Genomic DNA, 26,620 nt, shown 5'->3' on the forward strand with positions numbered 1-26,620 from the left:
GCCTCCTTGCAGCGTGCAGGTTGTGCGTCGTCGCGCCTTGCCAGACAGCCCGCCAGACGCACACTCGGGCGCGTCCAACTACGGTCTCTAGGTTGAAAGGGTTTTGCAATGCAATATGAAGCCACGGCCCACCGCGATTCCGCGGAAGACGACGGACTTGCCCAGGAGTTCCTGACCTTCATTCTGGGTGACGAGGAGTACGCCATCGACATCCTGAAAGTGCAGGAAATCCGAGGCTACGATCCGGTGACGTCGATTGCCAATGCGCCGGCATTCATCAAGGGCGTGATCAACCTGCGGGGCACGATCGTGCCGATCGTCGATCTGCGCATCAAGTTTGGTGTGGGAAAGATCGAGTACACCGCGTTTACGGTGGTGATCATTCTCAACATCGGCCCACGTGTGGTCGGTGTGGTTGTGGACAGCGTGTCGGATGTGCTGACGCTGTTGCCGCGGGATATCCATCCGGCGTCGGACATTTCGGTCGGGATTGGTGCCGGTTTTCTCAAGGGCCTGGGCACCGCAGGGGATCGCATGCTGATCTTGCTCGATATCGATTGCATGATGCGCTCGCCCGAGATGGCCTTGATCGACACCGACGATGTGGCGTGATCGCAGGGTCGTCGCGCGGCGTTCAAGTCGCTCTGGCGCAGGCCGTAAATAGCTTCACATCAGAAACACGCCGATGGGCGACCAATGGTCGCGTATTGGAAGGACACAGCCATGAAAACCAACCTGCCGGTAACGGACCGTGAGATCGAGGTCGGCGACGAGCAAATGCTCGTCTCAATGACCGATCTCAAGGGGCGGATCACCTACGCGAGCCAGGATTTCTGCGATATCAGTGGCTATACCCAGGCCGAACTGGTTGGCAAGTCTCACAACGTGATTCGTCATCCGGACATGCCGCCCGAGGCTTTCGAGGACTTGTGGCAGCATCTCAAGCAGGGGCGCGCCTGGTCGGGCTACGTCAAGAACCGGTGCAAGAATGGTGACTATTACTGGGTGCAGGCCAATATCGCGCCGGTTCGTCAAGGCGCCGACGTGGTGGGATACCTGTCGCTGCGTAGTCGAGCTGATCAGCAGGCGATTGCCAGGATCGGCGCTCAATACCAGTTGTTTAGACAGAACCGCGCCAAGGGGCTGACGATCTGTGGCGGCCGCGTGGTGTCGGAGCGCACCGCGAAGTGGCGCAGTCGGTTTGGTGGCATCACCATTCGTCAGCGGCTGACGGCATCCTTGCTGACCGTGTTTGCGGTGATCGTATTTGGCACTGTGCTGGGTGTGGGCGGCATGCGCTCGGCCGAGAGCGGCATGGCATCGGTGTACAACCTGCGCATGGTGCCGACGGCGCAACTGGTAGATATCAACGATCAGTTGGCCGATATTGGCGCGCTGATGCGCCTGGCCACCGCGGGCGATGGGGCGACGGGGCAACGAGCCCCCTTGAACGAGAGCATTGCTCAGATCGAAAAGGACATGCGCCTGATCGATGAGCAACTGAAACGACGTGGTACGGAGGTATTACCCGAGCGCGAGCGCGCGCTGGTTGATGGGTTTGCCGATGCGCGCGATGCGTTGTTCAACGACGGTATTCGACCGGGCGTGGCCATGTTGCGCGAAGGGCGCCTTGATGCGTTCAATGCCCACTACCTGACCACCTTCTTGCCGGTCTACGATCAGGCCAACAAACTCGTTGGTGAGTTGATCAAGGTGCATCAGAGTCTGGCCAAGGAGGATTATGCCGAGGTGCAGTCGCTCGCAAGCAAGTTGCAATGGGCGGGTATTGCTGGCGGGGCGCTGGCGCTGGCGTTGATTACGTTTCTCGGCCTGACGACACTGCGCGCTGTGAGGCAACCGCTCGACACTGCCAATGCGGCGCTTCGTAAAATCGCGGGCGGCGACTTTTCGTCGGCGCTGACGGTTCATCAGCGCGATGAGCTGGGCGAGGTGCTCAATAGCTTGCAATGCATGCAAGTCAAGCTGGGTTTTGATCTGAACGATGCGATCCGTGCCGGCGAGGCGTCGCGGCGCATCAAGATTGGTCTCGACAACGTGGCGACCAATGTGATGATTGCTGACCGGGATCTGAACATCATCTATCTGAATCGGGCGATTGTTCAAATGTTTGCCGACGCCGAGAGTGATATCCGCCAGGATCTGCCGAACTTCACCGCCAGCGAACTGATGGGGCAGAACATCGACGTTTTTCATACGGATCCGGCATATCAGCGCAAGTTGCTTGAACGGCTCACCAAGACCCATCGCGCCACCATCCATATGGGCGGACGAACCTTCAACCTGACCGTCACGCCGGCGCTGGATGATGATGGTGATCGGTTGGGGACGGCCATCGAGTGGGTTGATCGCACGGTTGAAGTGGCCGTTGAGAACGAGTTGGCCGCGCTGGTCAAGGCGGCTGCGAATGGCGACCTGAGCCAGCGGGTGCCGGAGGAGGGCAAAAGCGGGTTCTTCCGTCAGCTGTCGGGCGACCTGAATGCCCTGATGGATACCATTCATGCCGGATTGAGCGATGTCGCCGATGTGCTTAACAGTGTCGCCAATGGCGATCTGACCCGCAGCATCACGGCCCAGTATGGCGGCACCTTTGGGCAGCTGAAGGAAGACACCAACGCGACAGTGGCGCGCTTGCGCGAGGTGGTGGGGCAGATCAAGGAAAGTGCCGAGATGGTCAACAGCACGGCCGAGGAGATCGCGGCGGGCAACGCCGATCTGTCGAGCCGGACCGAAGAGCAGGCCAGCACGCTGGAAGAGACCGCGAGCTCGATGGAAGAGCTGAACGCGACCGTCCAGCAGAACGCGGCGAGTGCGCGTCAGGCGAATGAGCTGGCCGTCGCGGCCAACACCGAAGCCGAGGCGGGCGGCGAAAAGATGACGCAAGTGGTGGCGATGATGCAGACCGTCCAGTGCTCGGCACGCAAGATCAGCGACATCATCGGCGTGATCGACACCATCGCCTTCCAGACCAACATCCTGGCGCTCAACGCGGCAGTCGAGGCCGCACGGGCAGGCGAACAGGGCCGCGGATTTGCCGTGGTGGCCTCGGAGGTGCGGGGTCTGGCGCAGCGCAGCGCGCAGGCCGCCAAGGAGATCAAGTCGCTGATCGCCGATTCGGCCAGAACCATTGAAGACGGCTCGCAGCTGGTGAATGACACCGGTGAGACGATGACGACCGTGGTCGGGAACTTCAAACGGCTCACCGCACTGGTGACCGATATCGCCAATGCCAGCCGAGAGCAGAGCTCGGGTATCGAGCAAGTGACCGGGGCCGTCAGCCAGATGGATGAAGTGACTCAGCACAATGCGGCGCTGGTTGAGCAGGCGGCAGCCGCCGCGGCGAGCCTGGAGGATCAGGCGCGTGCCTTGGTGGACGTGGTTCAGCAGTTTCAGCTTGGCACTGAGGCCGTTGAGAATGCGCCCGCTTCGGTGACACAGGGCAGCTCCCGCAAGTCCAAGGTGGCGACCTTGCCCACGCGCAGCGCACGACGCACGCATGTGGCTGCGCCCTTGCCCAAGGTCAAGCGTGCGCGGGGCAGTGTGCTCGAAGACGAGTGGGAGGAGTTTTGAGCATGGCTGAAGAGTTCAAGCGGCCACTGACCGCCCAGACCGTGGGCGGCGCGGCAGGCCGAAACGCTGGGCTGTCGCCGGTCCAGGTGGCTTCACCGCTACGCGAGTTTCAATTCACGACTGCGGATTTCGACAAAATCCGGAAGCTGATTCATCAGCGCGCCGGCATTTCCTTGTCGAGCGCCAAGCAGGACATGGTGTACAGCCGCTTGTCGCGCCGCTTGCGGGCGTGCGGCGACAAAACCTTTGCCGACTATCTGGGGCGACTCGAGCGGGACAAGGCGGAGGCGGAAACCTTCATCAACTCCTTGACCACCAACCTCACGTCGTTTTTTCGTGAGGCGCACCATTTCGATATTCTGGCTGAATGCCTCAAGAAGATGGGTGACCGGCAGCCGATCAAGATCTGGTGCACTGCGGCGTCCACCGGCGAAGAGCCTTATACGCTGGCGATGACAGCCTGCGAGGCCTTCAACACACTGACGCCCCCGGTGCAGATTCTGGCCAGTGACATCGATACCAATGTGCTGGCCCATGGTCGGGCGGGAGTCTATCGCGCCGACCGAATCGAGCGGATGGACCCGGCGCGGGTGCGGCGGTTTTTTCTCAAGGGCGTTGGCACTCAGACGGACCAGGTGCGGGTTCGCCCGGAGTTGCAGCGCTTGATCAATTTCAGGCAGGTGAATCTGCTGGATGCGCGTTACACGGTGTCGGGTCCGCTGGACTTCATCTTCTGCCGCAACGTGATGATCTATTTCGACAAGCCGACGCAATACGGCATATTGCAGCGCTTTTCGCCGCTACTGAAGCCTGAGGGCTTGTTGTTTGCCGGGCATTCCGAGAGCTTTCTTCATGCGGCAGACCTGTTCCGGTCCCGTGGTCGAACGGTGTACGAGCGCAGCGATGCTCCCCGCAGCAAGCCCTGAAGTCTCAGAGCATCTGGCGACTCAGCGCTATTTTGATCGGGCGTTTGATCGTGCGGCGGTGAAGGTGTTGCCGGGCGAGTATTACGTCAGTGCCACTGACGAGGTGATCGTCACCGTACTGGGCTCTTGTGTCGCGGCGTGTATTCGCGATGTGCGCCTTGGCGTGGGCGGCTTGAATCATTTCATGCTGCCCAGTGGTGGCGCCGGATCCCAGGTGTCGTCGGCCTCGGCGCGCTACGGCGTGTTTGCCATGGAGGTGCTGGTCAATCACCTGTTCAAGCTCGGCGCACGTCGCGAGCATCTCGAAGCCAAGGTGTTTGGCGGGGGCAAAGTGGTGGCGTCCTTGTCGCGCAGCGAGGTGGGCGCGCGTAATGCCGCGTTTGTGCGGCACTATCTCGCCACCGAGGAGATTGCTTTGGTGGCCGAAGATCTGATGGACGATCACGCGCGCAAGGTGGTGTTTTTTCCGGCCACCGGGCGAGTGCTGGTGAAGCGGGTCGGCGGCGCGTCGCACAGCGCCGAACTCCAGCGTGAGCAGCGCTATCAGCGTCGCTTGCAGTCCGCGCCCATCGCTGGCGAGGTGGAGTTGTTTGATACCGATCTGACAGGGGCGCGACGATGACCATCAAAGTGCTGGTCTGTGACGACTCGGCTGCAACGCGCCTGATGCTTCGCCGGGTGATCGACGCGCAACCGGACATGACCGTCGTCGGTGTGGCGGCCGACGCATTGATTGCGCGGGAGATGATCAAAACGCTCAATCCCGACGTGCTGACGCTGGATGTCGAAATGCCGCGTATGGATGGTCTGGAGTTTCTCGAGCGGCTGATGCGGCTGCGACCGATGCCGGTGGTGATGGTTTCGGCCTTTACCGGCAAGAATTCCGATACATCAATCATGGCGCTGGAGCTGGGCGCCGTCGAGGTGCTCGGCAAGCCTGACGCCCGAAGCTCCTCGGCGCTGGCGGCCTATTCTGACGAAATCTGCGACAAGATTCGCGCGGCCCAGGCAGCGCATGTGCGGCGCCATGTGCCGGAGCGCGCGACGCAGCCGATTGAGCATGCGGCGGGATCGCTCAGTGCGCGTACGGCTCAGGGGCGCATCGTCTGCATCGGCGCATCGACGGGCGGGACGGAGGCAATCCGCGAGGTATTGATCCGGCTGCCCAAGCATTGCCCGCCAGTGCTGATCGTGCAACACATGCCGGAGATGTTCACCGGGGCCTTCGCCAAACGCCTGGACAGCCTCAGTCAGATCCATGTCAAAGAGGCTGAAGATGGCGAACGCATTGAGCCCGGTTGCGCCTATCTGGCGCCCGGGCATTCACATCTGCTGCTCAAGCGGCGCGGACTGGCCTATCATTGCGAGCTTTCGCGCGCCGATCCGGTCAATCGGCATCGGCCCTCGGTGGATGTCTTGTTTCACTCGGCGGCGGAACAGGCCGGCAAGGCCGCGCTGGGTGTTTTGCTGACAGGCATGGGCAAGGATGGCGCGCAGGGCTTGCTGGCCATGCATCGCGCCGGGGCATGGACCATTGGCCAGGACCAGGCCAGCTGTGTGGTTTATGGCATGCCGCGAGAGGCTGCGACGATTGGGGCGGTGTCGGAGGTGGCGCCGCTCACGGATGTGGCACAACGCATCATGAGCCGGCTGACCGGTACTGTGCTTGCCACTGCGAAACAGGTCGGGTGAGCTGGATAGAACAGGATAGGGGATCAATATGGACGTGACGGTTAACCAGAGTGAGGCGGGCGCAGTGATCAAGCTCGTCGGGCGATTCGATTTCAACGCGCACCGTGAGTTTCGCGATAGCGTCGATCGCGCCCTCGGGCAAAAAGGCGACGTCAATGTCGATCTCGGCGAAGTGTCTTACCTCGACAGTTCCGCGCTGGGCATGCTGCTCATGCTGCGAGACAAGGTGAAGACCGACGGCCATGTGGTGAAGCTTGTCAATGCCCGCGGCAGTGTTCGTCAGGTGCTCGATATCGCCAATTTTGGCAAGCTGTTTGCCATCAGCTAGGTAGCCGTCGCGCGTTCATTCGCGCAGGATTACCGCTAAAGACATAGAAAGCCGCTGCTGGCCCGATGGGGCCAGCAGCGGCTTTTGTTCTTCAATTCCTGTCATTGCGGGGCAATCGTTCGTCGCCTCGCAAGAAAACGCCGCTAAAGATTGCGTCCCCCGACCCGTAATCCGCCTTACAGCAGCAAGGTACGGTTTGCATACAAACAGAAAGTATCCCGATCAAAATCGGGCGGAGGAAAAGGATCATGGGGACGTTTCTCGGATTGGGTCTTGTCGGGCTGATTGTTGCGGCCGCGGGTGTTGCGATATCACTGGCCGCAGGTGCGCCCATGGGCGCAACACTGATTGCGGGGCACGGCGTGCTTGGTCTGGCCTTGGCGGGCATCCTGGCCGGTTTGCTCAAAGCGCGTTTTCTGGCGCCGCTCGATGCGCTGCAAGCGGCGTTTGCGCGGATGTACCGCGATGGTGACCTGTCTCAGCGGGTGCAACTTGGCGGTGGTCCGGTGGGCGCTTGTGCCGAACGCTTCAACGAGCTCATTGGCAGCTTTCAGGGCATTGTCGGCAAGGTGATCTTTGATGCCGATTGCGTGGCAGAAGCAGCGGACAAATTGTCGGCCCATGCCGGGAAGGTGGCGGAAGGTTCTCGCACTCAGCGCATTGAGTCTGAAAGCATGGTGCATTCCATCGAAGAGATGACCGCCGGCGTCAATGCTGTCGCGGAGCACGCCGGTCAGACCGCGCAGAACGCGCAGCAGGCGCGCGAATTGTCGCTCGAAGGCGGGCGCATCGTGTCCGAGGCATCCAACGAGATCGAGCGGATCGCCAAGTCGGTTGAGCAATCGGCACAGGTGATTGCGGCCCTGGGCGAGCGTTCGGAAGCGATCAGCGGCATCGTCAAGGTGATCCGTGAGATTGCCGATCAGACCAATCTGCTGGCGCTGAACGCGGCCATCGAAGCGGCACGCGCCGGTGAGCAGGGCCGAGGCTTTGCGGTGGTGGCCGACGAGGTGCGCAAGCTGGCCGAGCGGACATCGACGGCAACAACCGAAATCAGCGCCATGATCGAAGCGATCCAGGTCGAGACGCGTACCGCCATCGGATCCATCAAGGCCGGTAGCGACCAGGCGCGGTCGGGCGCCGAGCTGGCCCGTCAGGCGGCCGATTCGCTCGACAAGATCAACCGGGGTGCGACCGAGACCATGGAGAAAATTGACGCCATCGCGGTCGCGATCAGCCAGCAGAGTCGGGTCGCGGACGGCGTGGTCTCCAACGTGCGCGAAATCATGGTCATGGTGGAGCGAAACACCGAGGGCGCTTCGGCGACCTTGGGCGAAGCGCAACGGCTTGAAAGTCTGGCCGTCAATCTGCATGACATCAGCAAGGTATTCCGGCTGGGGGCGACGGGTGAGGCTGCCATGAAGGTTCATGCGCAAATGCCAGACCTGGCCAAAGCCGCAGCGGCAAAAGTGGCTGCGGCGTTTGAGCAGGCGGTGAGCAACAAGCGGATCACGGCCGAGGCGCTGTTTGATCGCAAGTACGACCCGATCCCGAATACCAAGCCGCAGAAATTCAGTTCGCGCTATGACAAGTTGGCGGATGAGATCCTGCCGGCGATTCAGGAGCCGATGCTCAAGGACAATCTACAGGTCGCTTACGCCATCAGCATCGACAACAAAGCCTACGTGCCGACACATAACAAGGTGTTCTCGCAGCCGCTGACGGGGGACTACGAGAAGGACTTCGTCGGCAACCGGACCAAGCGTGTGTTTGACGACCCAGTGGGACGCCAGTGCGGTGCGCATGAGCTTGAATTCCTGATCCAGACCTATCGCCGCGACACCGGTGAAATCTTCCATGACGTGTCGGCGCCGGTGTACGTGAATGGAAAGCACTGGGGCGGATTCCGGGTCGGATATCGCGCCTAAAGGTCTATCGGCTACGTGCCGTTAGTAGTAGCAGAGATTGCCAAGAGGATGCCTGGCCACTGAGTTGGTAACGCATCAACGGAGAAACAAGATGTCGGATTTGCTCAAGAATATCGATGCGCGTACCCGCCTGGCAGGTACCAATAAGCTGGAGATCCTGCTGTTTTCGCTCGGGACGGATTCGCGCACCGGACGCCGCGAGACATTTGGCATCAATGTTTTCAAGGTGCGTGAAGTCATGCGCACGCCGAACATTACGGCTGCGCCCGAAATGCCAAGCTCGGTCGAAGGCATGGTCAGTCTGCGCGGCACCCTGGTGCCGGTGGTCGATCTGGCCAAGTACGCCGGAATCGGCCTGGAGTCGCAGCGCGAAATCATGATCGTGACCGAATACAACGGCCACACTCAGGGTTTTCTGGTCGAAGCGGTCGACACCATCCTGCGTCTGGACTGGTCGCAGATGCGCGTACCACCGCAGATGCTGGCGGCCAAGCTGGGCGGGCTGGTGACGGCGGTCACCGAACTGCCCAACGGCGAACTGGTGATGATGCTCGATGTCGAGAAGGTGCTGTCGGAGACCTCCGGTTACGACGATGACCACTTGTTCAAGGGCATCGAGCCGATCGGCAATCCGGAAGCGACGGTGTTGTACGCCGATGATTCGTCCGTGGCACGCAATCAGATCGCTCGCACGCTTGAAGTCCTGGGCGTGAAGGGGATTGTGGCGGTGAATGGTCGTATGGCCTGGGACGAGCTGCAAAAGATCGCCATCGTCGCGGACAGTACGGGCCGCAAGGTCAAGGATCTGGTGGGTGTGGTGCTGACCGACATCGAGATGCCGGAAATGGATGGCTACATCCTGACCAAGAAAATCAAGTCCGACCCCCGCTTTGAAGGGCTACCGGTGCTGATGCACTCCTCCTTGTCGGGGATGTCGAACCAGCAGCTCGGCATGTCGGTCGGGGTCGATGAATACGTCCCCAAGTTCGAACCCCAGCGCCTGTCGTCGACGTTGCGACGCTTGCTGAACAAAGGCGAATCGGACGCTGCGGCGGCCTGAGCGAGGATCACGCACATGAGCAAAGTGCAAGCAAAAACCAAGAGCGACGCCTACGCGGTGGCAGAGAAGAATCTGCTCGACGCGGTGGATGCACGTACCACCCTGGCCGGCTCCAACCGGATGGAGATTCTGCTTTTCTCCCTCGGGACGGGCGAGACCTTCGGCATCAACGTGTTCAAGGTGCGCGAGGTGTCCAAGGCGCCTTTCGTCACCAAGGCGCCGAACATGCCCAAGGGCGTCGAAGGTCTCATCTCGTTGCGCGGCAACGTCATTCCGGTGCTGGCCCTGGCCAAGGTGCTTGAGCTGACCCAGCCGGGCGATCCGCTCGGTGGCTCGATGATGGTGACCGAGTACAGCAAGCGCACGCTCGGTTTCCTGGTCGATGAAGTCGATCGCATCATCCGTGTGGATTGGGACAAGGTGCGCACGCCCGAGAACGTGTCGAGCGGGGTGAATAGTTTCATTACCGCGATCACCGAATTGCCCGATGGCACGCTGGTGTCGATTCTCGATGTCGAAACCATCTTGGCCAACACTTTCGGCGAAGCGATCATTGGCAATATCGAGCCGCTTAATGCCGAACACGATGTGAATATTTTCTTTGTCGATGACTCCGCCGTAGCGCGCAAGAAGATCGCTGAAGTCCTCGACAAACTCGATGTCAAGCACAAGCACGCCCAGAACGGACTCGAAGCCTGGACCCGTCTCGAAGGCATGGCCAAACACGCGCATGCCTGTGGCCGGCCGCTGATCGACGAAGTGGATCTGATCCTGGTCGATGCCGAAATGCCCGAAATGGACGGCTATGTGCTGACGCGCAACATCAAGGCCGATATTCGCTTTGAAGGCATTCCCGTGGTGATGCATTCATCGCTGTCGTCCGAGGCCAACCGGGCCATGGGCAAACGTGTGGGTGTTGACGCCTACGTCGCAAAATTTGATGCAGACAATCTCGCGGACACGCTGCGTCCGCTGCTGATGCGCAACCGCTAAGCCGTATCAGGCACAAGCAATACTCCGGAGAAAATGATGGCGGATCCCAACATGAAGTTCCTCGTTGTCGATGATTTTTCGACCATGCGCCGAATCGTGCGCAACCTCCTCAAAGAGCTCGGCTACACCAACGTGGACGAAGCTGAAGACGGCGTTGCCGCGCTTCAGAAGCTTTCCAGCGGCGGTTTTGAGTTTGTGGTCACCGACTGGAACATGCCCAATATGGATGGGCTGACCCTGCTGCAGACCATTCGCCAGACGCCGCAATTCAAGGATTTGCCGGTGCTGATGATTACCGCCGAGGCCAAGAAGGAAAACATTATCGCCGCGGCCCAGGCCGGCGCCAGCGGCTATATCGTCAAGCCCTTCACGGCTGCCACGATGGCTGAAAAACTCGAGAAGATCTTCGAGCGTATGGGGAAAAAGGCGGCCGCTTGAGCGCCGTTGGACAACAGGAGGCTCAAGCATGTCTAAGAAATTGAAGTTCGATGAAACCGGTGACTCCGACGATCTGCAGGCGCTGTTCGACAGCATTGCCGCGGTTCCGGAAAAGCCGAAGCTCGAAGTGATCTCTCAAGCGGTGGTGGACGACGGCAGCGATTCAGATGACCTGCAGGCCTTGTTCGATGCGGTGGCGGAGGATTTTGCCGCCGCCCCGGAGGCCGCGCCCGAGCCGGAACCGGAGCCCCCGCTTCAGACAGCGCCAGCATCTGCTGCCGCGCCAATGTCGGGTGTGCCGGGCGATGATCACAGCTGCGAAGTGGTTTACAAGCGTCTCGGCCAGATGACCCGAAAGGTGCATGACTCATTGCGTGAGCTGGGCTACGACCAGCACTTGCAATCGGCGGCCGAGGCCATGCCGGATGCCCGCGAGCGGCTGAACTACATCGCGCAAATGACCGAGCAGGCGGCCAGCAAGGTGCTCAATGCCACCGATATCGCCAAGCCGATGCAAGACCGGATCGAAAGCGGCGCGATCGGCCTCAAGACGCAGTGGGACAAGCTCTTTGCCAATCAGCTGTCGCCCGATGAATTCAAAGCCCTGGCCGCGCAGACGCGGGACTTCCTCGGCAAGACGGTGGATGACAGTCGTGCCACCAATGCCCAACTGACCGAAATCATGATGGCCCAGGACTTCCAGGACCTGACCGGTCAGGTCATCAAAAAAGTCGTCGCGATGGCGCAGCAGCTGGAAAAGCAGTTGCTCGACGTACTCATCGAAACGGCACCCAATGACAAGAAACCCGTCCGCAAAGAGGACGGCCTCATGAACGGCCCGGTGATCAGCGCCGAAGGCCGTGACGATGTGGTGTCCAGCCAGGAGCAGGTCGACGATCTGCTCGAGAGCCTGGGATTCTGACGATACGGCGTGACCGGCGCCAGTGGCCCGGTCACGTATCAGCAACACAGTGGAGTGAGCCAAAATGAGCGATTTCGGTGGAATGGAAGACCTGCTGCAGGACTTTCTCCTCGAGGCCGGGGATCTGTTGTCCGATGTCGACAACAAACTGGTTGACCTGGAGCGGGCACCCGACGATCGCAGCATGCTCAACGAGATTTTCCGCGGCTTTCACACCATCAAGGGCGGCGCCGGCTTTCTGAACGCCACCGAGCTGGTGACCTTGTGCCATTTGACGGAAAACCTCTTCGACAAGCTGCGAAACGGTGAGCTGCGCGTGACGGCTGAATCGATGGACGTCATCCTCTCGGCCACCGGCGCTGTGCGTGACATGTTTGGCTCGCTGGAAAGCGCCACCCAGCCGCGCGCTGCGGACCCCGCCCTGATCGACAGCCTCAAGCGCGCGATTGCCGGCGAACTCGGCAAGGCCGAGGCGCCCGCCGCGGCGCCGGCCGCCGCCGCACCCGTACCCGCTGGCGCCGAGCCCGATTGGGCCAAACTGCACCAGGCAGTGACGGGCGTGCCCGCCGTTGCCGCCGTCAGCGCGCCGGTTGAAGTCAAACCCGTCGTGGCGGAAAAACCTGAAGAAATCATCAAGGCCGCCATCGGGCGTCGTGCCACCGACAAGCCGGGCTACTCCGGCCCCACCGGCCGGCGCGACAGCGAAAAGCAGCGCGATAACTCGATCCGTGTTGATACCACCCGTCTGGATCAGGTGCTCAACCTGTCCGGCGAAATCGGGCTGACCAAGAACCGGCTCAACGCATTGCGTAGCCAGATTCTGAACGGTGACGACGACCCGGAAACCATGCACGCGCTGGATGTAGCGGTGAGTCAGCTTGACCTGCTGGTGTCCGATCTGCAGAACGCGGTCATGAAGACGCGCATGCAGCCGATCGGCCGACTGTTCCAGAAGTACCCTCGCATCGCCCGCGATCTGGCCCGCAACCTGGGTAAGGATGTGGAGCTGGTGCTGGCCGGCGAAGACACCGAAATCGACAAGACCATGATCGAAGATCTGTCCGATCCGATCATTCACTTGATCCGCAATGCGGTCGACCACGGTGTCGAAGGCAAGGCTGAGCGTCTGGCCAATGGCAAGGGTGAAAAATCCATCCTGCGTCTCGAAGCGCGTCAGGAGGGCGACCACATCATCATCCTCGTCGCCGACGACGGCCGCGGCATGAACGCCGAAAATCTGCGCGCCTCGGCGGTGTCCAAAGGTCTCATCACCGATGAAGAAGCCAACACCATGGACGAGCGCCAGAGCTACAACCTGGTGTTCCTGCCCGGTTTCTCGACCGCCGGCGTGGTCTCCGACGTCTCCGGCCGTGGCGTCGGCATGGACGTGGTGCGCACCAATATCCAGAAGCTCAACGGCCAGATCGACATCAAATCGGTCGCCGGGCAGGGCACCAGCTTTGTCATCAGTCTCCCGCTGACGCTGGCCATCTTGCCGGTCTTGCTGGTGCGTCTCGGCGATCAGCCGCTGGCCGTGCCGCTGTCGATGGTCCGCGAGATCCTGCCGATCACGCCCGATGAGGTTCAGGAGGTCGGCGGTCGCGCCACCATGGTCGTGCGGGGTGAAGTCCTGCCCATCGTGCCGCTGGCCAATCTGCTCGGCTGGCCGCAGGACACCCAGCCGGAGTACGGCGTGCTCATGCAGACCGCAGAGCAGAGTTTCATCCTGGCGATCGACAGCTTCGCCGGGCGCGAAGACGCGGTGATCAAATCGCTCGACGACTTCCGCCCCAAAGGCGTGGCGGGTGTCACCACGCTGTCGAATGGTCAGATCGTTTTGATTCTCGACATGAAAGAGCTGCTCGGTGTTGGCGAGCGTCATGGGGTGTCGCGTGCGGTGCTGATTCAGCACTCGAAAAAGAAGCTGCTCGCCGCCTGATCTGCACCCGCTTCAAGACCAACCCAAGCGTGCTTTGGCCGCTTGGGTTTTTTCTTTTCGTGACATCCTCGCCTTGCCGCGACGAGAGTCCCGCCGTAGGATCGGACGCATGCACGAGCCGATGGAGGCGGGTGAGCGTGGCAGATTTCGATTTCGATGCCTGGAGCAATCTGGCCAGACGCAGCCCGGCGGCGTACTTTCGCGCGCGTGAGCGGGCGATCGACCGCATGATTGCATCGCACCCCCCCGCGGAGGCTGACCGCCTGCGCGAATTCCAGTCGCAGATCGACAGTGTCCGCGCCCTCGCGGGTTCACCGATCAAGGCCACCCGCGAGCTGGTCGGCATGATCGAAGATCGTCTCGAGGCCATGCGCTCGCGCGTGCGAGCCCTCCACCGGAACACCGACGAGCTCGAGGCACTGCGCCAGCGCTTGCTCTTGCCGCCACCCGACGGGTCTGATTCGGATCACCCCGGCTGAGCGTGGACTTTCGTTAATGCGATAGCGGCGGTTGCGTCAGGCGGCCGTGTGGGCTCGACTAATTTCACACGCCCCTCTCGGTGTCTCTCCTGAGCGCCACCGCGTTCTCCGGCAAGCGCAACGACGCTTGTCCCCGATGCGGCGCGATTGTGATGATGTGATCGGTTGTCGGTCGCAGCCTCGATGACGTCCACGCATTCCACATGGAAGCCGTAGCTGGACACGCCCGAGTGTGCGCCTGGCGGGCAATCGGGCGCGTCGCGCGATCACCTACCGGGTGATCGGTCTCGAAGCCGAAAAGCTTCGCATGTTCAACACCTTGCTCATGGGCGCAAGCGGTCAACTGCGCTTTGCAGGTTCAAGCAACCGACTCGGCCGGGCCGCGTGATCGGCGGATCTGCGGTCGCGGGGATGATGGCGTGACGCCGTGTGAGTTCAATCGGCCGCGAAATTCTCGTTGGGCGTCGATGTATAACAAAACCGCATGCGATCGGCTTGATAAATGATTTGAGATTATGCCCTGCTTTCCCATAATGGAATCCAGTGCCAACAAGAGCACTTCAATGGATTCAGACAGGGAGGCGACAAGATGATTCAGCGCAGGCGGCAAGGCCATTCGGCGACTTGCACCAAGACTTGGGTTGCGGCTGGCATGTCCGGCCCGAGGGCGAGATGATGGATCGCCTGTTCAAGATCGTTCTCACCGGACTCCTGTTGATTGTCGCCTTCTTTCAGGCAGTGCAGGTGGTGACGCGTTACGTGCTCGAGATCCCGATGATGGGACTCGAAGAAATGCTGATCTACCCGACCCTGTGGCTGTACGTCCTCGGCTCGGTCAATGCCTCGCGTGAAGACTCCCAGATTCGCGCCAATGTCCTCGACGTCTTCCTCAAGACGCAGCGCGCCCGGCTCAAACTGGCCGTTACTGCCGAGGTGATCAGCCTGGGCATCGTCGCCTGGTTGACCTGGTGGGGCTGGGACTTCTTCCGCTATTCGCTCCGGGTCTGGAAGGAAAGCCCGACGCTCTATGTGCCGACCTTCTATTCCGACTGCGCGGTGTTCATCGGCCTGCTGTTGATGACGCTCTGGACCGTGAAGTCCTTGATCAAGCACGTGCGCGTGCTCGCCGCTCATAACCCTTCTCTCGATGCCGAGGTGAACAATGGTTGAAAGTGCGTTGCTCGCCTTTGGCGTGCTGGTGGTCCTGCTGACGCTCGGCGTCCCGCTGCCCTACTGTTTTGGCGGCGGCATCATGGTGATGGTGTTCGTCGGTGGGGCGACCATGAAAGGCGCCATGCTGTGGGGCTTCGGTCAGCTGTCCTCCCCAGTGTTGCTGGCGATCCCGCTGTTCGTGCTGGCCGGCACGATCATGAGTTCCAGCGGCATTGCCGGCGCCTTGCTCAAGTTTGTCGATGTGTTCGTCAGCCGTATCAAGGGTGGGCTTGGGGTGGTGGCGACGGTCAGTTGCGCAATCATCGGCGCGATCTCGGGCAGTGGTCTGACCGGCATCGCGGCGATCGGCCCGATCCTGATCCCGGAGATGGAGCGCAAGGGCTATCCACGGGCCTATGCCACGGCCTTGATCGCCAACTCGTCGATTCTCGGATTGTTGATCCCGCCCAGCGTCACCATGATCGTGTATGGCTGGGTGACGGACACCTCCATCCTGGCCTGTTTTCTGGCCACGCTCGGCCCGGGGCTGTTCATCATGGCGGCGTTCTCGGCCACCAATCTGGTGTGGGCGAGAAAGTTTCCGCTGGTGCTGGATGCGCCGGTGTCCTTCGGCGGTTTTGTCTCCGAAGCCTCGTCGCGTGCCCTGATCGCGGTGCCCGCCCTGGTGATGCCGGTACTGATTCTGGGCGGCATCTACGGTGGTGTGATGACGCCGACCGAGGCCGCCGCGGTGTCGGTGATCTACGCGCTGCCGGTGGGTTTCTTCATTTACCGCGGGCTCACCATGCGGGCCTTGTTCGACGCGGGCAAAGAGGCCGGCACCGCGGTTGGCGCGATCATGATCATGATTCTGTTCAGCCTCATCTTGAGTCAGATGCTGGTGTTGCAGAACGCACCGCAGGCGCTGGTGGACACGATCTTCGGCTTCACTACCGACCGCACCCTGCTGCTGATTCTGGTCAACGTGATGTTGTTCCTGCTCGGCATGGTGGTCAATGACATCACGGCCATCATTCTGGTGGCGCCGCTGCTGATGCCGCTGATGCAGGCCATCGATGTGAGCCCGGTACAGTTCGCCGCCATCATCGGGGTCAATACCGCCATGGGCGGGGTGACGCCGCCCTACGCCAGCATCCTGTATCTGGGGGCGCGGATCGGCAAGGTCAAGGTCACGCAGGTGATCCGCCCGGCGATGATTCTGCTGGTGGTCGGTTATTTGCCGGTGGTCTTCCTGACGTCCTTCTGGCCGTCGCTGTCTCTCGCAATTCCGACGTTTTTCGGCTACTGACCGGCACCGTCCGGCAGGCCTGAGGTGTTGTAAAAATCCGCGCTCAGAAGAGCGCCCATAGTAAGGAGGAGAACCAAGATGATGCAGAAAAAACTCGCAGCGCTGCTGCTCGGTGCCGGACTCGTATTTGGTGCAAGCGCCGTGTCGGCCGCCAACCTGAAGATCTCGCATGTGCGGCCGCAAGGCGCGCAGGTGGACAAGGATCTGCGCGTCTTTGCCGAGCAGGTCACCCAGGCCACCGGTGGCAAACTGAAGTTCGACCTGTTCCCGGCCAACGCGCTGGGTGACTACACCGTGGTGCAGGAGCGCATCTCGGTTGGCGCGGTCGACATGGCGCTGCAACCGGTCGCCACCGGGGTCAACAAGCGCCTGCAGATCGGTGCGCTGCCCTACCTGGCCACCGACTGGCCGAGCGCCAAGCGCGTCTTCGGCAAGGGCTCGCCCTTGCGCGCCGCCATGGAAGATCTGTATGCCAAGCAGGACATCACCGTGCTGGCGGCCTATCCGGTGTATTTCGGCGGCATCTCGCTGAACAAACCGCCGGTCAATCCGGGTGACCCGGATGCCAAGAAAGGCCTGAAGCTGCGCGTTCCGCCGATCAAATCCTTCCAGTTGCTGGCTGACAGCATCGGCTACATCGGTTCGCCGCTGCCATTTTCCGAAGCCTTCACCGCCGTGCAGACCGGGGTGGTCGACGGCGTGATCGGCTCGGGCGCAGAGGGTTACTACGCCTCGTTCCGTGATGTGACCAAGTACTACCTGCCGATGAACACCCACTTCGAAGTGTGGTACCTGCTGATCAACGGCGAAGTGCTCAACGACATGGACAAGGCGGATCGCGCCAAGCTTGAAGAAGCCGCCGCGACGTTCGAGACCTCCCGTTGGGCGGCCGCCGAGGCGGATCAGGCCGGTAACGAGAAGAAGCTCCAGGACGCTGGCGCGCAACTGGTGCCGGTCAGTGCCGAGGCGCTGGCGGCCAATGCCCGCAATGCGCGCGCCCAGGTGTGGCCCGAAATCATCAAGGACATGGGCGAGGCATGGGCCCGTCCGATTGTCGACAGCGTCACCAAGTAAGATTGCCAACGGATTCGGGTGCAGCGGCACCCGGACAGTTCGTTGCACGTTGTCGTGCCGGCGAAGTCTCCTTTCGGAGGCTTCGCCGTTGCCGTTTGTTCTGCCGTCAGCAAGGAGTGCCTGACCATGCGCCTCAATCACCGCCAGCTCGAAGCCTTCCGCGCCATCATGCAGACCGGCATGGTGACCCGTGCCGCCGATGTGCTTAATGTGACCCAGCCGGCCATCAGCCGCTTGCTCGCCGACCTGGAATACGCGGTCGGCTTTGCGTTGTTCGAGCGCGCCAAGGGCCGACTGACGCCGACCGCCGAAGCGCGGTTGCTTTACGACGAGGTCGAGCGCTCGTTCTCCGGCCTGGAGAAAATCGGCCGCTTCGCCGAGGGGATCCGGAACTTCGAGCAGGGCAGCCTGAGCGTGGCCTCGATGCCGGCCATGGCGCTGAGCTTTCTGCCGCGCGTGTTCAAGCGCTTTTCCGAATCCTATCCCAAGGTCGGCTTCAAACTTCTCACCTTGAGTTCTCCCGAGGTGCTCGAAACCTTGACGACGCAGCAGGTTGATATCGGCTTTGCGGTGTTGTCGGTCGAGCACGCTGCGGTGCGGATCGAGCCGCTGTTCGAGGCGTCGCTATGCTGTGTGCTACCTGCAGATCACCGCCTGGCCGCGCGTGAGCTGTTGCGTGTCGAAGATCTTGAAGGCGAGAACTTCATCACCCTCGGGCCCGAGCTTGGCATTCGTATGCAGATCAACCGCATGTTCGAAGAGGCCGGGGTGTCGCGGCGCCTGGTGGTCGAAGCCCAATTGTCGGCCACCGCCTGTGCCTTTGTGCGCGAAGGGGTGGGCGTCGCGCTGGTCGATCCGGTCACCGCCTCGCAGTTCGTATCGACCAATCTGGTGGCGCGGCGTTTTGAGCCGGCCATTCCCTATCAGTACAGTGTGATCTTTCCGTCGCATCGCCCGCGCTCCCGGCTGGTCGATCCGTTCCTTGAGGCATTGCGACAAGCGCTCGCCGAGAGTCCCTTGATTCAATGATGCGGCCCGTCATCGAGTGCATAACATTCGTGCATTCAGTGAGTTGAACATATCATTTGTTGTTATTTGCTGGCTTGCTTAGCATGAAGTTCATGGGCAGCGGTGTCGGGTGACCCGCTGCAATCCGGATGATGGACGACAGGCGGGCAAATGGCTTCTGGACAGGACACCGAATTTCTCGTGATCGGCGGTGGCGTGGTTGGCGCAGCGATCGCCTACGGGCTGCTGCGCCGAGGGCGAACGGTGCGTCTGCTCGACGAAGGCGATGACGCCTTTCGCGCCGCCCGTGGCAATTTCGGGCTGGTGTGGGTGCAGGGCAAGGGTGCAGGTAACCCGGGCTATGCGCGGTGGTCCTGCGCCGCCGCACGTGACTGGCAGGGGTTTGCCGACGAGCTCGAGCACCGCACCGGCACAGACCTCCAGCTTCAGCAGGCCGGCGGCATGCATTTGTGCCTGAACGATGACGAGATGGCGGCACGCCAGCTGGAGCTCGATACCGTCGCCAGCCGCATCGGCGAACCCTATCCCTACGAAATGCTCGACCCTGCCCAGTTGGCGCGATTGCTGCCCAGCGTCGGCCCCGAGGTGGTGGGCGGCTCGTTCTCGCCGCTCGATGGCCATGTCAGCCCGCTGCGCCTGCTCAAGGCGTTGCATCAGGCCATCGATGCCCTTGGCGCTCAGCACGAGGCCGGTGTGCGGATTGATGACCTGGCTCATGTCGGCGGCCGTTTTGTCGCCCGCGCGCCCAACCATGTCTTTGAAGCCGATCGTGTGGTGCTTGCGGCCGGGCTGGGTAATGCGCTGCTGGCGCCGATGCTTGGCCTTGAAGCCCCGGTGACGCCGGTGCGCGGCCAGGTGCTGGTGTGCGAACGTGCGGCGCCGTTTCTTCCTTTGCCGACGCTGCATGTTCGCCAGACCGGCGACGGCAGCGTGCAGATTGGCGACTCCAAGGAAAACGTCGGCATGGACGACGGAACCAGTATCGACCAGCTCTCGCGGATCGCCGCACGGGCGGTGCGCTGCTTTCCGGTGCTGGCCAACGTCAACGTGGTGCGGGCGTGGGGCGCGCTGCGCGTGATGACGCCCGACGGCCTGCCGATCTATGAAGAAAGCCCGACTTGCCCCGGCGCCTTCGTGGTGACCTGCCACAGCGGCATCACCCTGGCCTCGGCCCATGCCGGCGTGCTCGCTGCGTGGCTCGATGGCGGTGAGCGGCCGGCCCATATCGACACTTTTACTGCGGACCGATTCCATGTTCAGAGAAGTTGATGCTTCGCGTCTTGATGAGGCGCCGGCCTGCCACATCGAGGTCGACGGTCACAAAGTCGCCGTCCGTGAAGGCGAGCCGCTGGCCGCCGCGCTGCTCAAGGCGGCCGTCATACCGATGCGCCATTCGGTGGTGTCGGGCGAGCCGCGTGCGCCGTACTGCATGATGGGCGTGTGCTTCGAGTGCCTGGTGGAAGTCGATGGCGTGCCCAATGTGCAGGCCTGCATGACGTCGGTCCGCGAAGGTATGACGGTGCGTCGGCAGCACGGCGCGCGGCAGATTGGAGGGCAGGCGTGATGCGTGAATACGATGTCGCTATCGTCGGCGCCGGGCCGGCCGGCATGTCTGCCGCCAGCCAGGCGGCTGCGCTGGGCTTGAGCGTGGTGCTGATGGACGAGCAGCCGCGCGCCGGCGGCCAGATTTATCGCAATGTGGGCGCGGCCTCGCGCGGTCGGCTCGACTGGCTGGGGCCCGACTATGCGCATGGTCGGGGGCTGGTCGAGCAACTGGCGAGCGCACCGGGCGTCACCCATCTCACCTCGGCGACGGTGTGGGATGTGAGCAGCGCGCTGGAGGTGTCGTACCTGCAGGGCGGCAGTGCCGCTCAGTGCCGCGCCAAGCACCTGATCGTGGCCACCGGCGCCATGGAGCGGCCGTCGCCGCTGCCCGGCTGGACCTTGCCCGGTGTCATGAACGCCGGCGCGGCGCAGATCATGATGAAGGTCGGCGGCGCCGTCCCGGAAGGGCGGATCGTACTGGTTGGCGGCGGCCCGCTGCTGTATCTGGTGGCGGTGCAATTGCTCGACGCGGGTGCACAGGTCGCTGCACTGCTTGAAACCTCGCCGAAGCACAATCGTCGCCCGGCCATGCGCCACCTGATGGGTGCCTTGCGTGCGCCGGGCTATCTGATCAAGGGCATGCGCTTGCTGGCGCGGATTCGTCGCGCCGGCGTGGCGCATCACTTTGCCGACGCCGAGGTGGCGATTGAAGGCGGCGACACCGCCGAGGCAGTGGTGTTCAATGCAGGTGGCAAGGCGAACCGCATCGCCGTCGATACCGTGTTGCTGCATCATGGCGTGATCCCGAATGTTCAGCTGACACGCATGCTGCGGCTCGAGCACGACTGGGATGCGCGTCAGCTGGCCTGGCGGCCGCGCTGCGATGCGTACGGCGTGAGCAGCCACGAGGCCATCTCGGTCACCGGGGACGGCGCCGGCATTGGTGGCGCACGCGCGGCCGAGTGCAGCGGCGCGATCGCGGCGCTCGGTGCAGCCTGCCGGCTGGGTGTGATCGACGCGTCGGCGCTGCAAGCGAAGGCGGCCCCCTTGCTGGCAGAGCATCAAGCCCAGCTGCGTATCCGGCCGTTTCTCGATACCTTGTACCAGCCCCCCGACTGGTTGCTGACACCGACCGACGACACCATCGTGTGTCGCTGCGAGGAGGTGACCGCGGGGCAGATACGCGACATGGCCCGGCTCGGGTGCACCGGGCCGAACCAGACGAAATTCTTCAGCCGGAGCGGCATGGGGCCGTGCCAGGGGCGGATGTGCGGTGTTACCGTGGCGCAGTTGATCGCCCAGACCCGGGGCGTGTCGGTCGAGGACGCCGGCTATTACCGGATACGACCGCCGCTCAAGCCCATCCCGTTGGCGGCGCTGGCGAGCATGGATGAAACACCCCCGGCCGGCTGAAGTCGGCGAGAGAATACGTTCCAAACAAACAAGGAGTCACGATGTCTGAAATCGAACGGATGCACACCGGTCCGCGCATGTCCAAAATTGTCCGCCATGGCGGCTTGGTCTACTTGTGCGGGCAGACCGCAGGCGGCATCGACGAGCCGGGCGATGTGACGGCTCAAACAACTGAGATGCTGTCGCGGGTGGATCGTTTGCTGACGGAAGCGGGCAGTGATCGCGGCCGCATTCTGTCGGCGCTGATTCATGTGACCGATATGGCTGATTTTGCGGCGATGAACGCGGTGTGGGAGGCGTGGTTGCCTGAGGGGGCTGCGCCGGCCCGGACGACCGTTGAGGCGCGTCTGGCCTCGCCCGCCTTGCGGGTCGAAATTACGATCGTCGCGGCCGTTTGAGCGTTTGAATACCGGGCCAGCGGCGCAATGCCGCTGGCCGTTTAATTACGCTGTCGCGGCGAGCAGTTCTGCAAAAGCGGTTTCGAACTGGGCCAGACCGGCCGTTTGAAGTTCATCCCCGATAGCGCTCATATCCAGCCCGCGGCGGGCCAGGCCTGAAAAGTGCGCCTGTGCGCCGACGGTGTTGCTGTCGACCGTGAGCTGCACCCGACCGTGGTCGAGCAGTGCGGCCAGGGTGGCGTCGGGCAGGGTGTTGACGGTTTCGGGGCCGATCAAGGGTTCGACGTAGAGCAGGTCGCTGTAGGCGGGGTTCTTGGTGCCGGTGCTGGCCCACAGCAGGTATTGTGGGCGGGCGCCCTGGGCGCGCAGCGCGTCGAATTCTTCGCCATGGAAACGGTTGCGATAGGCCTGGTAGGCGAGCCGCGCCATGGCGACGGCGGTGCCGCCGCGCAATTCGCGGGCGCTGTCATCCATTTCGTCCAGACGGCTATCGACCAAAGTATCGACCCGGCTCAGGAACAGGCTGGCGACCGAAAACACGCCGGTCACGGGTTTGCCGGCGGCGGCGCGTGCACTCAGGCCGCGCACATAGGCGGCGGCGACAGCGTCGGTCTGGGCGAGTGAGAAGAGCAGGGTGACATTGACGCTGATGCCGTCGGCAATCAGGCGCTCGATGGCGCGGACGCCGGCGGGGGTGGCAGGCACCTTGATCAGCACATTGTCGCGGGCGACGGCGGCGTGCAGGCGGTGTGCAGCGGCCACGGTGCCGTCTTCGTCATGGGCCAGCGCGGGCGAGACTTCGAGGCTGACATAGCCGGCCTCGCCCTTGGCGTCGGACCAGGTGGCGTGCAGCAGGTCGCAGGCGGCCTGGACGTCGGGGATCACCAACCGCTCATAGCGCGCTTCGGCCGTGATCGGCTCGGCCTTGAGGCGGGCCAGATCGTCTTCGTAATAGCGACCGCCGGCGATGGCTTTCTGAAAAATGGCGGGGTTGGTGGTGACGCCGGCAACGCCGTTTTCTTGCACGAAGCGGGCGAGGTGACCATCACGAATGAGACTGCGGGACAGGTTGTCGAGCCAGATTTGTTGGCCGAGTTTGCGAACTTCGAGAAGACGATTCATGGGGAAAACGAGTCGAATAATTGTTAGCGGTCCATTGTGCCCGCAAACGCCGTCAATCGAAAGTCACCTCACCGACCGTGCTGGCTGAAACGGGCCATGAAGGCGCGGTCGATGCGGTCTTTCCAGCGCCACACCCAGGCGCCCTCGATGGACAACGGCCCCCACGCGGCGAGGGCGCGCCGGTCGCCGGTGCTGATCAGATACAGCGCGCGGCGCTGCGCTTGCCAGCGCTGGAGCGTGCCGCCCGTGATGCTGCGACGCAGATTGTCGGCCAGCGGCGGCCCGGCGCGCACGGCAAAGACGCCGGACTTCGGGCGCGGATCTGCGTAGGCAGCCACGTCGCCGGCGGCGAACACAAAGGGGTGGGATGTCGATTGCAGCGTCGGGCCGACGCGAATGAAGCCGCCCGCGTCGGTGGCCAGGCCGGACTGCGCAGGCCACTCGGGCGCGGCGGCGCCGGTGACCTGGAGCACATGGCTGGCACGGACGTGTTGGCCATCGTCCAGCCAGACGCCGTCGGTGTCGATGGCCTTGGCACGGCGCTGGCCGATCCAGCGGATGTGGCGTGCGTCGAGCAGGCGGCGCGCCCGGCGCTGCAAGCGGCCGGGAAGCCCGTCGAGCGGCAGGGCGGTACTGCCGATCAGCGCGAGCGGCAGCGTGGGCAGACGGGCGCGCAGGGCGAGGGCAAGTTCGACACCCGCCGCGCCGCTACCGATGATCGCGGCGCTGCAGGCAGGGTCGGCGCTGGCGGCGGCGATCAGTGCGTCGATTCGGGTAACGAAATCTTCGATCGGGCGCACCGGGATGCCGTGGTCGGTGCCGCCGGCGATGCGCGCGCTGGCGGTGGTCGGGCCGGTGTCGATGGACAGCCAGTCGAAGGGGATCTCGCTGCCGTCGTCACACCGCACACGGCGGGCATCGAGGTCCAGCCCGACGCCGCGGGCCTGCTTGAAACGCACCCCGGCGCGCTCGGCCAGCGGTGGAAGTGCAATGGCGGTGTCGGCCAGGGCGTAGTGGCCGGCGATCCAGCCGGGCAGCATGCCGGAGTAGATCTGCCGCGGGTAGGGCGAGATGAGCGTGACCTCGGTGTCCGGCAGGCGCGCGCGGGCCAGCGCGTCGAGCACAACCACATGGGCGTGACCGCCGCCGAGCAGGACGAGGCGCTTCACTGGACGATCGGAACCAGTTGCAGATCACCGAAGCGGGCTTCGACCGTGGCGCCGGTGTTGTCGGTGTCGGCGCCGAGCGCGATGCCGGTGACGGCCGGGGCGGGCTCGCCAAACGCCGCCTGGAAGTCGGCAGCCAGATCGCGCGATTCGGCAATCCACTGGCCGGCTTTGGCGTCGCCGCGCTGGAGGACGATCATGCGCACCCGATCGGTGTAGGGGTTGGGCGCGATGGCGCCGATGGCATCGGCCGTGCCCCAGACGTAGCACAGCGCGGCGGTGGGCAAATCGGCGCCGTAGAGCGTGCGCGCCATGTCGATCTTGACCCGGTCGGTGAAGGGCAGGCGCGACTTGTCGTAGTCGAAAAAGACATACACGCGGGCCGCGTAGTCATCGGTGGCCTTGTTGGCCATGGCCGATTTCGGCACGGCCTCGGAGACTTTCCAGCGCCATTGCAGTCGCGTGTTGGCGGTGACGGCGTCAGGCAAGGTATAGACGAGGCTGGAGGCGGCGGACTTCGAGTAGGCGCGCAGCACCTTGCCGGTCGATTCTTGAACAATCGAGAAGTCAGTGCCAGGCAGATCCTTGTTGATTTGGGTGTACACCCAGCTGGCGGGGGGCGTGCCGGTGGGCGCGTCGGTAAAGGGCGCAGGCTGGGTGGTGAGCGCGGTGGCGCCCAGTGGCGTGATGAGCGCTGCACTGAGGCACAGGCGCGGGATGACGCGAGGCGACATGAATCGGGGCTCCGGCGGGCGGATTCGAATGCAATGTGACTGACAGGGGGCATGCGTGTTCCCGCTCATCGCGCGGTGAGCAGGGCGCTGCGTTGCAGGCGGTCGAGGTCTTGCGGGCGATCGACATCCCACACCGTGGCAGGCTCGGCCCAGCGCAAAGCGCACTCGCGCAGGCGGTCGCGGGTTTGCGCCATGACGGCGCCGCTGCCCCAGTCGATGTCGCGGAACACGTCCGGCTGTGGCTGGCGCAGGCCGACCAGCGCATAGCCGCCGTCTTCCGCGGGCAGGAAGACGGCGTCGTCGCCGCGCTGCAAGGCGCTGGCGCACGCTTGCAGCATGCCGGCGTCGAGCATCGGGCAGTCGGTGCCGATCAGTAGCGTGGGCGCGGTGGTGGTGAGCGCACGGAGCGCGTGATGCATGCGCTCGCCGAGGTGCGCGCCATGCTGCACGTGCAGGGGAATGCCGGTGGTGGCTGCCAGTGCACGGAAGAAGCGGTGGGTGGCGTCGGGGGCGCACCACAGACTGACCGGCCCGAGCCGGGCGGTGTGCGCGGTGGCGACGGCGTGGCGGACGAGTTGCCGGTGCAGTCGTGCGGCGCCGGCTGGGCCGAGCGCGGGGATGAGGCGCGTCTTCGCGGTACCGGCGATCGGCGCTTTGGCAAAGACCGCGATGTGCACGGACTCAGGACTGGCGGGGCGCATAGCCATAGCGTCTCGCAAGATCGACGGGATCGGCGCCGAGGGCGTAAGCGGCGCGCAGCCGCCACATCAGCACCATGGTGCGAAACACGCCGTGCGCCTCCCAGCGGCGGCCGGCGGTGGTGACGCGCTGGCGCAGGCAGGCCGGGCGGCCGAGGGCCTTCATGTTGCGCGAAAAGGCGATGTCTTCCATCAGCGGCTGATCGACGAAGCCGCCGACCTGCTTGAAGGCCTTGCGGGTGACGAAGATGGCCTGGTCGCCAGTGGCGATGCCGGTGAGCCGCGAGCGCCAATTCATCATCGTCGCGATGACGCTCAGCATGGGGTGTGTTCCTTCGATGCGCACATCGAAGCGTCCCCACAGGTGGGTGTCGAGTGCGGCATGGATGGCAGGGATCGCGCCGGCCGGCAGGCGGGTGTCGGCGTGCAGAAAGAGCAGCCGGTCGGCCCGAGCCATGGCCGCGCCAGCGTTCATCTGGCTGGCGCGTCCGCGCGGCGCGCTGACCGGCCGGTCGCTCAGCGGGGTGGCGAGATGGGCGGTGTAGTCCGTGCTGCCGCCGTCGACCACGATCAACTCGACGCCCGCTGGCCGCAGCGCTTGCAGCGGGGCGAGCACCGACGCGATGCCGGCGGCTTCGTTGAGCACGGGGAGGATGATCGACAGCGTCGGTGTCGGCATGGGCGCGA

At 63.2% G+C, this 26,620-nt stretch carries 26 protein-coding genes; 21 read left to right on the plus strand and 5 right to left on the minus strand.

The window, feature by feature from the left end:
* Positions 1–108 precede the first annotated feature (108 nt).
* The 21 genes from FHP89_RS07495 (at position 109) to FHP89_RS07595 (ending at position 22,213) form a co-directional block, all read left to right on the plus strand.
* Complete coding sequence (locus FHP89_RS07495) at positions 109–612, plus strand: chemotaxis protein CheW (protein ID WP_144172641.1); 504 nt, start codon at positions 109–111, stop codon at positions 610–612.
* A 111-nt stretch (positions 613–723) separates the two neighbouring features.
* Positions 724–3,588: a methyl-accepting chemotaxis protein gene (locus tag FHP89_RS07500; RefSeq protein WP_144172650.1), complete on the plus strand. Its 2,865-nt coding sequence runs from the start codon at positions 724–726 to the stop codon at positions 3,586–3,588.
* Between the two features lie 2 nt (positions 3,589–3,590).
* Positions 3,591–4,514, plus strand: coding sequence for a CheR family methyltransferase (locus FHP89_RS07505; protein ID WP_144172660.1), 924 nt, complete (start codon positions 3,591–3,593; stop codon positions 4,512–4,514).
* Complete coding sequence (gene cheD, locus FHP89_RS07510) at positions 4,492–5,136, plus strand: chemoreceptor glutamine deamidase CheD (protein WP_144172669.1); 645 nt, start codon at positions 4,492–4,494, stop codon at positions 5,134–5,136. The genes FHP89_RS07505 and cheD overlap by 23 nt, the downstream gene beginning before the upstream one ends.
* Positions 5,133–6,206, plus strand: coding sequence for a protein-glutamate methylesterase/protein-glutamine glutaminase (locus tag FHP89_RS07515; RefSeq protein ID WP_144172677.1), 1,074 nt, complete (start codon positions 5,133–5,135; stop codon positions 6,204–6,206). The genes cheD and FHP89_RS07515 overlap by 4 nt, the downstream gene beginning before the upstream one ends.
* A gap of 28 nt (positions 6,207–6,234) precedes the next feature.
* The gene (locus FHP89_RS07520) at positions 6,235–6,534 is read left to right on the plus strand and encodes an STAS domain-containing protein (RefSeq protein WP_144172685.1); all 300 of its coding nucleotides are present in this window, start codon (positions 6,235–6,237) and stop codon (positions 6,532–6,534) included.
* 248 nt (positions 6,535–6,782) lie between these two features.
* Complete coding sequence (locus FHP89_RS07525) at positions 6,783–8,462, plus strand: methyl-accepting chemotaxis protein (RefSeq protein ID WP_144172689.1); 1,680 nt, start codon at positions 6,783–6,785, stop codon at positions 8,460–8,462.
* Positions 8,463–8,553: 91 nt separating this feature from the next.
* Positions 8,554–9,522, plus strand: coding sequence for a chemotaxis protein (locus FHP89_RS07530; RefSeq protein WP_144172691.1), 969 nt, complete (start codon positions 8,554–8,556; stop codon positions 9,520–9,522).
* Between the two features lie 15 nt (positions 9,523–9,537).
* On the plus strand, positions 9,538–10,515 hold the full coding sequence (locus tag FHP89_RS07535) for a chemotaxis protein (RefSeq protein WP_144172693.1): 978 nt from the start codon (positions 9,538–9,540) through the stop codon (positions 10,513–10,515).
* A gap of 36 nt (positions 10,516–10,551) precedes the next feature.
* The gene (gene cheY, locus FHP89_RS07540) at positions 10,552–10,953 is read left to right on the plus strand and encodes a chemotaxis response regulator CheY (RefSeq protein WP_144172695.1); all 402 of its coding nucleotides are present in this window, start codon (positions 10,552–10,554) and stop codon (positions 10,951–10,953) included.
* Between the two features lie 28 nt (positions 10,954–10,981).
* On the plus strand, positions 10,982–11,875 hold the full coding sequence (gene cheZ / locus FHP89_RS07545) for a protein phosphatase CheZ (protein WP_144172697.1): 894 nt from the start codon (positions 10,982–10,984) through the stop codon (positions 11,873–11,875).
* A 64-nt stretch (positions 11,876–11,939) separates the two neighbouring features.
* On the plus strand, positions 11,940–13,814 hold the full coding sequence (locus FHP89_RS07550) for a chemotaxis protein CheA (RefSeq protein ID WP_186300169.1): 1,875 nt from the start codon (positions 11,940–11,942) through the stop codon (positions 13,812–13,814).
* A 137-nt stretch (positions 13,815–13,951) separates the two neighbouring features.
* Entirely contained in the window at positions 13,952–14,293 is a 342-nt protein-coding gene (locus FHP89_RS07555; protein WP_144172699.1) for a DUF3135 domain-containing protein, read from the plus strand.
* Positions 14,294–14,917: 624 nt separating this feature from the next.
* Positions 14,918–15,463 (plus strand): TRAP transporter small permease, encoded by a 546-nt coding sequence (locus FHP89_RS07560; protein WP_222105336.1) that lies wholly within the window; start codon positions 14,918–14,920, stop codon positions 15,461–15,463.
* Complete coding sequence (locus FHP89_RS07565) at positions 15,456–16,754, plus strand: TRAP transporter large permease (RefSeq protein WP_144172701.1); 1,299 nt, start codon at positions 15,456–15,458, stop codon at positions 16,752–16,754. The genes FHP89_RS07560 and FHP89_RS07565 overlap by 8 nt, the downstream gene beginning before the upstream one ends.
* A gap of 78 nt (positions 16,755–16,832) precedes the next feature.
* Positions 16,833–17,828: a TRAP transporter substrate-binding protein DctP gene (gene dctP / locus FHP89_RS07570; RefSeq protein WP_144172703.1), complete on the plus strand. Its 996-nt coding sequence runs from the start codon at positions 16,833–16,835 to the stop codon at positions 17,826–17,828.
* 126 nt (positions 17,829–17,954) lie between these two features.
* Positions 17,955–18,857 (plus strand): LysR family transcriptional regulator, encoded by a 903-nt coding sequence (locus FHP89_RS07575; RefSeq protein WP_144172705.1) that lies wholly within the window; start codon positions 17,955–17,957, stop codon positions 18,855–18,857.
* A 150-nt stretch (positions 18,858–19,007) separates the two neighbouring features.
* Positions 19,008–20,126, plus strand: a complete 1,119-nt coding sequence (locus tag FHP89_RS07580; RefSeq protein WP_144172708.1) for an NAD(P)/FAD-dependent oxidoreductase — start codon at positions 19,008–19,010, stop codon at positions 20,124–20,126.
* Entirely contained in the window at positions 20,110–20,421 is a 312-nt protein-coding gene (locus tag FHP89_RS07585; protein WP_144172710.1) for a (2Fe-2S)-binding protein, read from the plus strand. The genes FHP89_RS07580 and FHP89_RS07585 overlap by 17 nt, the downstream gene beginning before the upstream one ends.
* The gene (locus FHP89_RS07590; RefSeq protein WP_144172712.1) at positions 20,421–21,815 is read left to right on the plus strand and encodes an NAD(P)/FAD-dependent oxidoreductase; all 1,395 of its coding nucleotides are present in this window, start codon (positions 20,421–20,423) and stop codon (positions 21,813–21,815) included. Before FHP89_RS07585 ends, FHP89_RS07590 begins: the two co-directional genes overlap by 1 nt.
* A 41-nt stretch (positions 21,816–21,856) precedes the next feature.
* Positions 21,857–22,213: a RidA family protein gene (locus FHP89_RS07595; RefSeq protein ID WP_144172715.1), complete on the plus strand. Its 357-nt coding sequence runs from the start codon at positions 21,857–21,859 to the stop codon at positions 22,211–22,213.
* A gap of 45 nt (positions 22,214–22,258) precedes the next feature.
* On the opposite strand, the gene tal is transcribed toward FHP89_RS07595, so the two are convergent.
* From tal to FHP89_RS07620, 5 genes are all read right to left on the minus strand, one after another.
* Positions 22,259–23,335 carry a transaldolase gene (tal, locus tag FHP89_RS07600; RefSeq protein WP_144172717.1) on the minus strand — a complete coding sequence of 359 codons (1,077 nt, stop codon included), beginning with the start codon at positions 23,333–23,335 and terminating at the stop codon, positions 22,259–22,261.
* Positions 23,336–23,403: 68 nt separating this feature from the next.
* Positions 23,404–24,504 carry an FAD-dependent oxidoreductase gene (locus FHP89_RS07605; protein WP_144172719.1) on the minus strand — a complete coding sequence of 367 codons (1,101 nt, stop codon included), beginning with the start codon at positions 24,502–24,504 and terminating at the stop codon, positions 23,404–23,406.
* A complete protein-coding gene (locus tag FHP89_RS07610) occupies positions 24,501–25,235 on the minus strand; it encodes a DUF3047 domain-containing protein (protein ID WP_186300170.1) in 735 nt (244 codons plus the stop codon). The genes FHP89_RS07605 and FHP89_RS07610 overlap by 4 nt, the downstream gene beginning before the upstream one ends.
* 65 nt (positions 25,236–25,300) lie before the next feature.
* Complete coding sequence (locus FHP89_RS07615) at positions 25,301–25,942, minus strand: TIGR04282 family arsenosugar biosynthesis glycosyltransferase (RefSeq protein ID WP_260851515.1); 642 nt, start codon at positions 25,940–25,942, stop codon at positions 25,301–25,303.
* Positions 25,917–26,612 carry a TIGR04283 family arsenosugar biosynthesis glycosyltransferase gene (locus FHP89_RS07620; protein WP_144172723.1) on the minus strand — a complete coding sequence of 232 codons (696 nt, stop codon included), beginning with the start codon at positions 26,610–26,612 and terminating at the stop codon, positions 25,917–25,919. Before FHP89_RS07620 ends, FHP89_RS07615 begins: the two co-directional genes overlap by 26 nt.
* Between the last annotated feature and the right edge of the window lie 8 nt (positions 26,613–26,620).

Source organism: Denitromonas ohlonensis (assembly GCF_007625205.1).
Lineage (GTDB): Bacteria > Pseudomonadota > Gammaproteobacteria > Burkholderiales > Rhodocyclaceae > Nitrogeniibacter > Nitrogeniibacter ohlonensis.

What these genes read in the sequence shown, in the direction of transcription:
- FHP89_RS07495 (WP_144172641.1), top strand. Translation starts at nt 109, where the DNA reads ATGCAATATGAAGCCACGGCCCACCGCGATTCCGCGGAAGACGACGGA.
- FHP89_RS07500 (WP_144172650.1), top strand. Translation starts at nt 724, where the DNA reads ATGAAAACCAACCTGCCGGTAACGGACCGTGAGATCGAGGTCGGCGAC.
- FHP89_RS07505 (WP_144172660.1), top strand. Translation starts at nt 3,591, where the DNA reads ATGGCTGAAGAGTTCAAGCGGCCACTGACCGCCCAGACCGTGGGCGGC.
- cheD (WP_144172669.1), top strand. Translation starts at nt 4,492, where the DNA reads ATGCTCCCCGCAGCAAGCCCTGAAGTCTCAGAGCATCTGGCGACTCAG.
- FHP89_RS07515 (WP_144172677.1), top strand. Translation starts at nt 5,133, where the DNA reads ATGACCATCAAAGTGCTGGTCTGTGACGACTCGGCTGCAACGCGCCTG.
- FHP89_RS07520 (WP_144172685.1), top strand. Translation starts at nt 6,235, where the DNA reads ATGGACGTGACGGTTAACCAGAGTGAGGCGGGCGCAGTGATCAAGCTC.
- FHP89_RS07525 (WP_144172689.1), top strand. Translation starts at nt 6,783, where the DNA reads ATGGGGACGTTTCTCGGATTGGGTCTTGTCGGGCTGATTGTTGCGGCC.
- FHP89_RS07530 (WP_144172691.1), top strand. Translation starts at nt 8,554, where the DNA reads ATGTCGGATTTGCTCAAGAATATCGATGCGCGTACCCGCCTGGCAGGT.
- FHP89_RS07535 (WP_144172693.1), top strand. Translation starts at nt 9,538, where the DNA reads ATGAGCAAAGTGCAAGCAAAAACCAAGAGCGACGCCTACGCGGTGGCA.
- cheY (WP_144172695.1), top strand. Translation starts at nt 10,552, where the DNA reads ATGGCGGATCCCAACATGAAGTTCCTCGTTGTCGATGATTTTTCGACC.
- cheZ (WP_144172697.1), top strand. Translation starts at nt 10,982, where the DNA reads ATGTCTAAGAAATTGAAGTTCGATGAAACCGGTGACTCCGACGATCTG.
- FHP89_RS07550 (WP_186300169.1), top strand. Translation starts at nt 11,940, where the DNA reads ATGAGCGATTTCGGTGGAATGGAAGACCTGCTGCAGGACTTTCTCCTC.
- FHP89_RS07565 (WP_144172701.1), top strand. Translation starts at nt 15,456, where the DNA reads ATGGTTGAAAGTGCGTTGCTCGCCTTTGGCGTGCTGGTGGTCCTGCTG.
- dctP (WP_144172703.1), top strand. Translation starts at nt 16,833, where the DNA reads ATGATGCAGAAAAAACTCGCAGCGCTGCTGCTCGGTGCCGGACTCGTA.
- FHP89_RS07575 (WP_144172705.1), top strand. Translation starts at nt 17,955, where the DNA reads ATGCGCCTCAATCACCGCCAGCTCGAAGCCTTCCGCGCCATCATGCAG.
- FHP89_RS07580 (WP_144172708.1), top strand. Translation starts at nt 19,008, where the DNA reads ATGGCTTCTGGACAGGACACCGAATTTCTCGTGATCGGCGGTGGCGTG.
- FHP89_RS07585 (WP_144172710.1), top strand. Translation starts at nt 20,110, where the DNA reads ATGTTCAGAGAAGTTGATGCTTCGCGTCTTGATGAGGCGCCGGCCTGC.
- FHP89_RS07590 (WP_144172712.1), top strand. Translation starts at nt 20,421, where the DNA reads ATGCGTGAATACGATGTCGCTATCGTCGGCGCCGGGCCGGCCGGCATG.
- FHP89_RS07595 (WP_144172715.1), top strand. Translation starts at nt 21,857, where the DNA reads ATGTCTGAAATCGAACGGATGCACACCGGTCCGCGCATGTCCAAAATT.
- tal (WP_144172717.1), bottom strand. Translation starts at nt 23,335, where the DNA reads ATGAATCGTCTTCTCGAAGTTCGCAAACTCGGCCAACAAATCTGGCTC.
- FHP89_RS07610 (WP_186300170.1), bottom strand. Translation starts at nt 25,235, where the DNA reads ATGTCGCCTCGCGTCATCCCGCGCCTGTGCCTCAGTGCAGCGCTCATC.
- FHP89_RS07615 (WP_260851515.1), bottom strand. Translation starts at nt 25,942, where the DNA reads ATGGCTATGCGCCCCGCCAGTCCTGAGTCCGTGCACATCGCGGTCTTT.
- FHP89_RS07620 (WP_144172723.1), bottom strand. Translation starts at nt 26,612, where the DNA reads ATGCCGACACCGACGCTGTCGATCATCCTCCCCGTGCTCAACGAAGCC.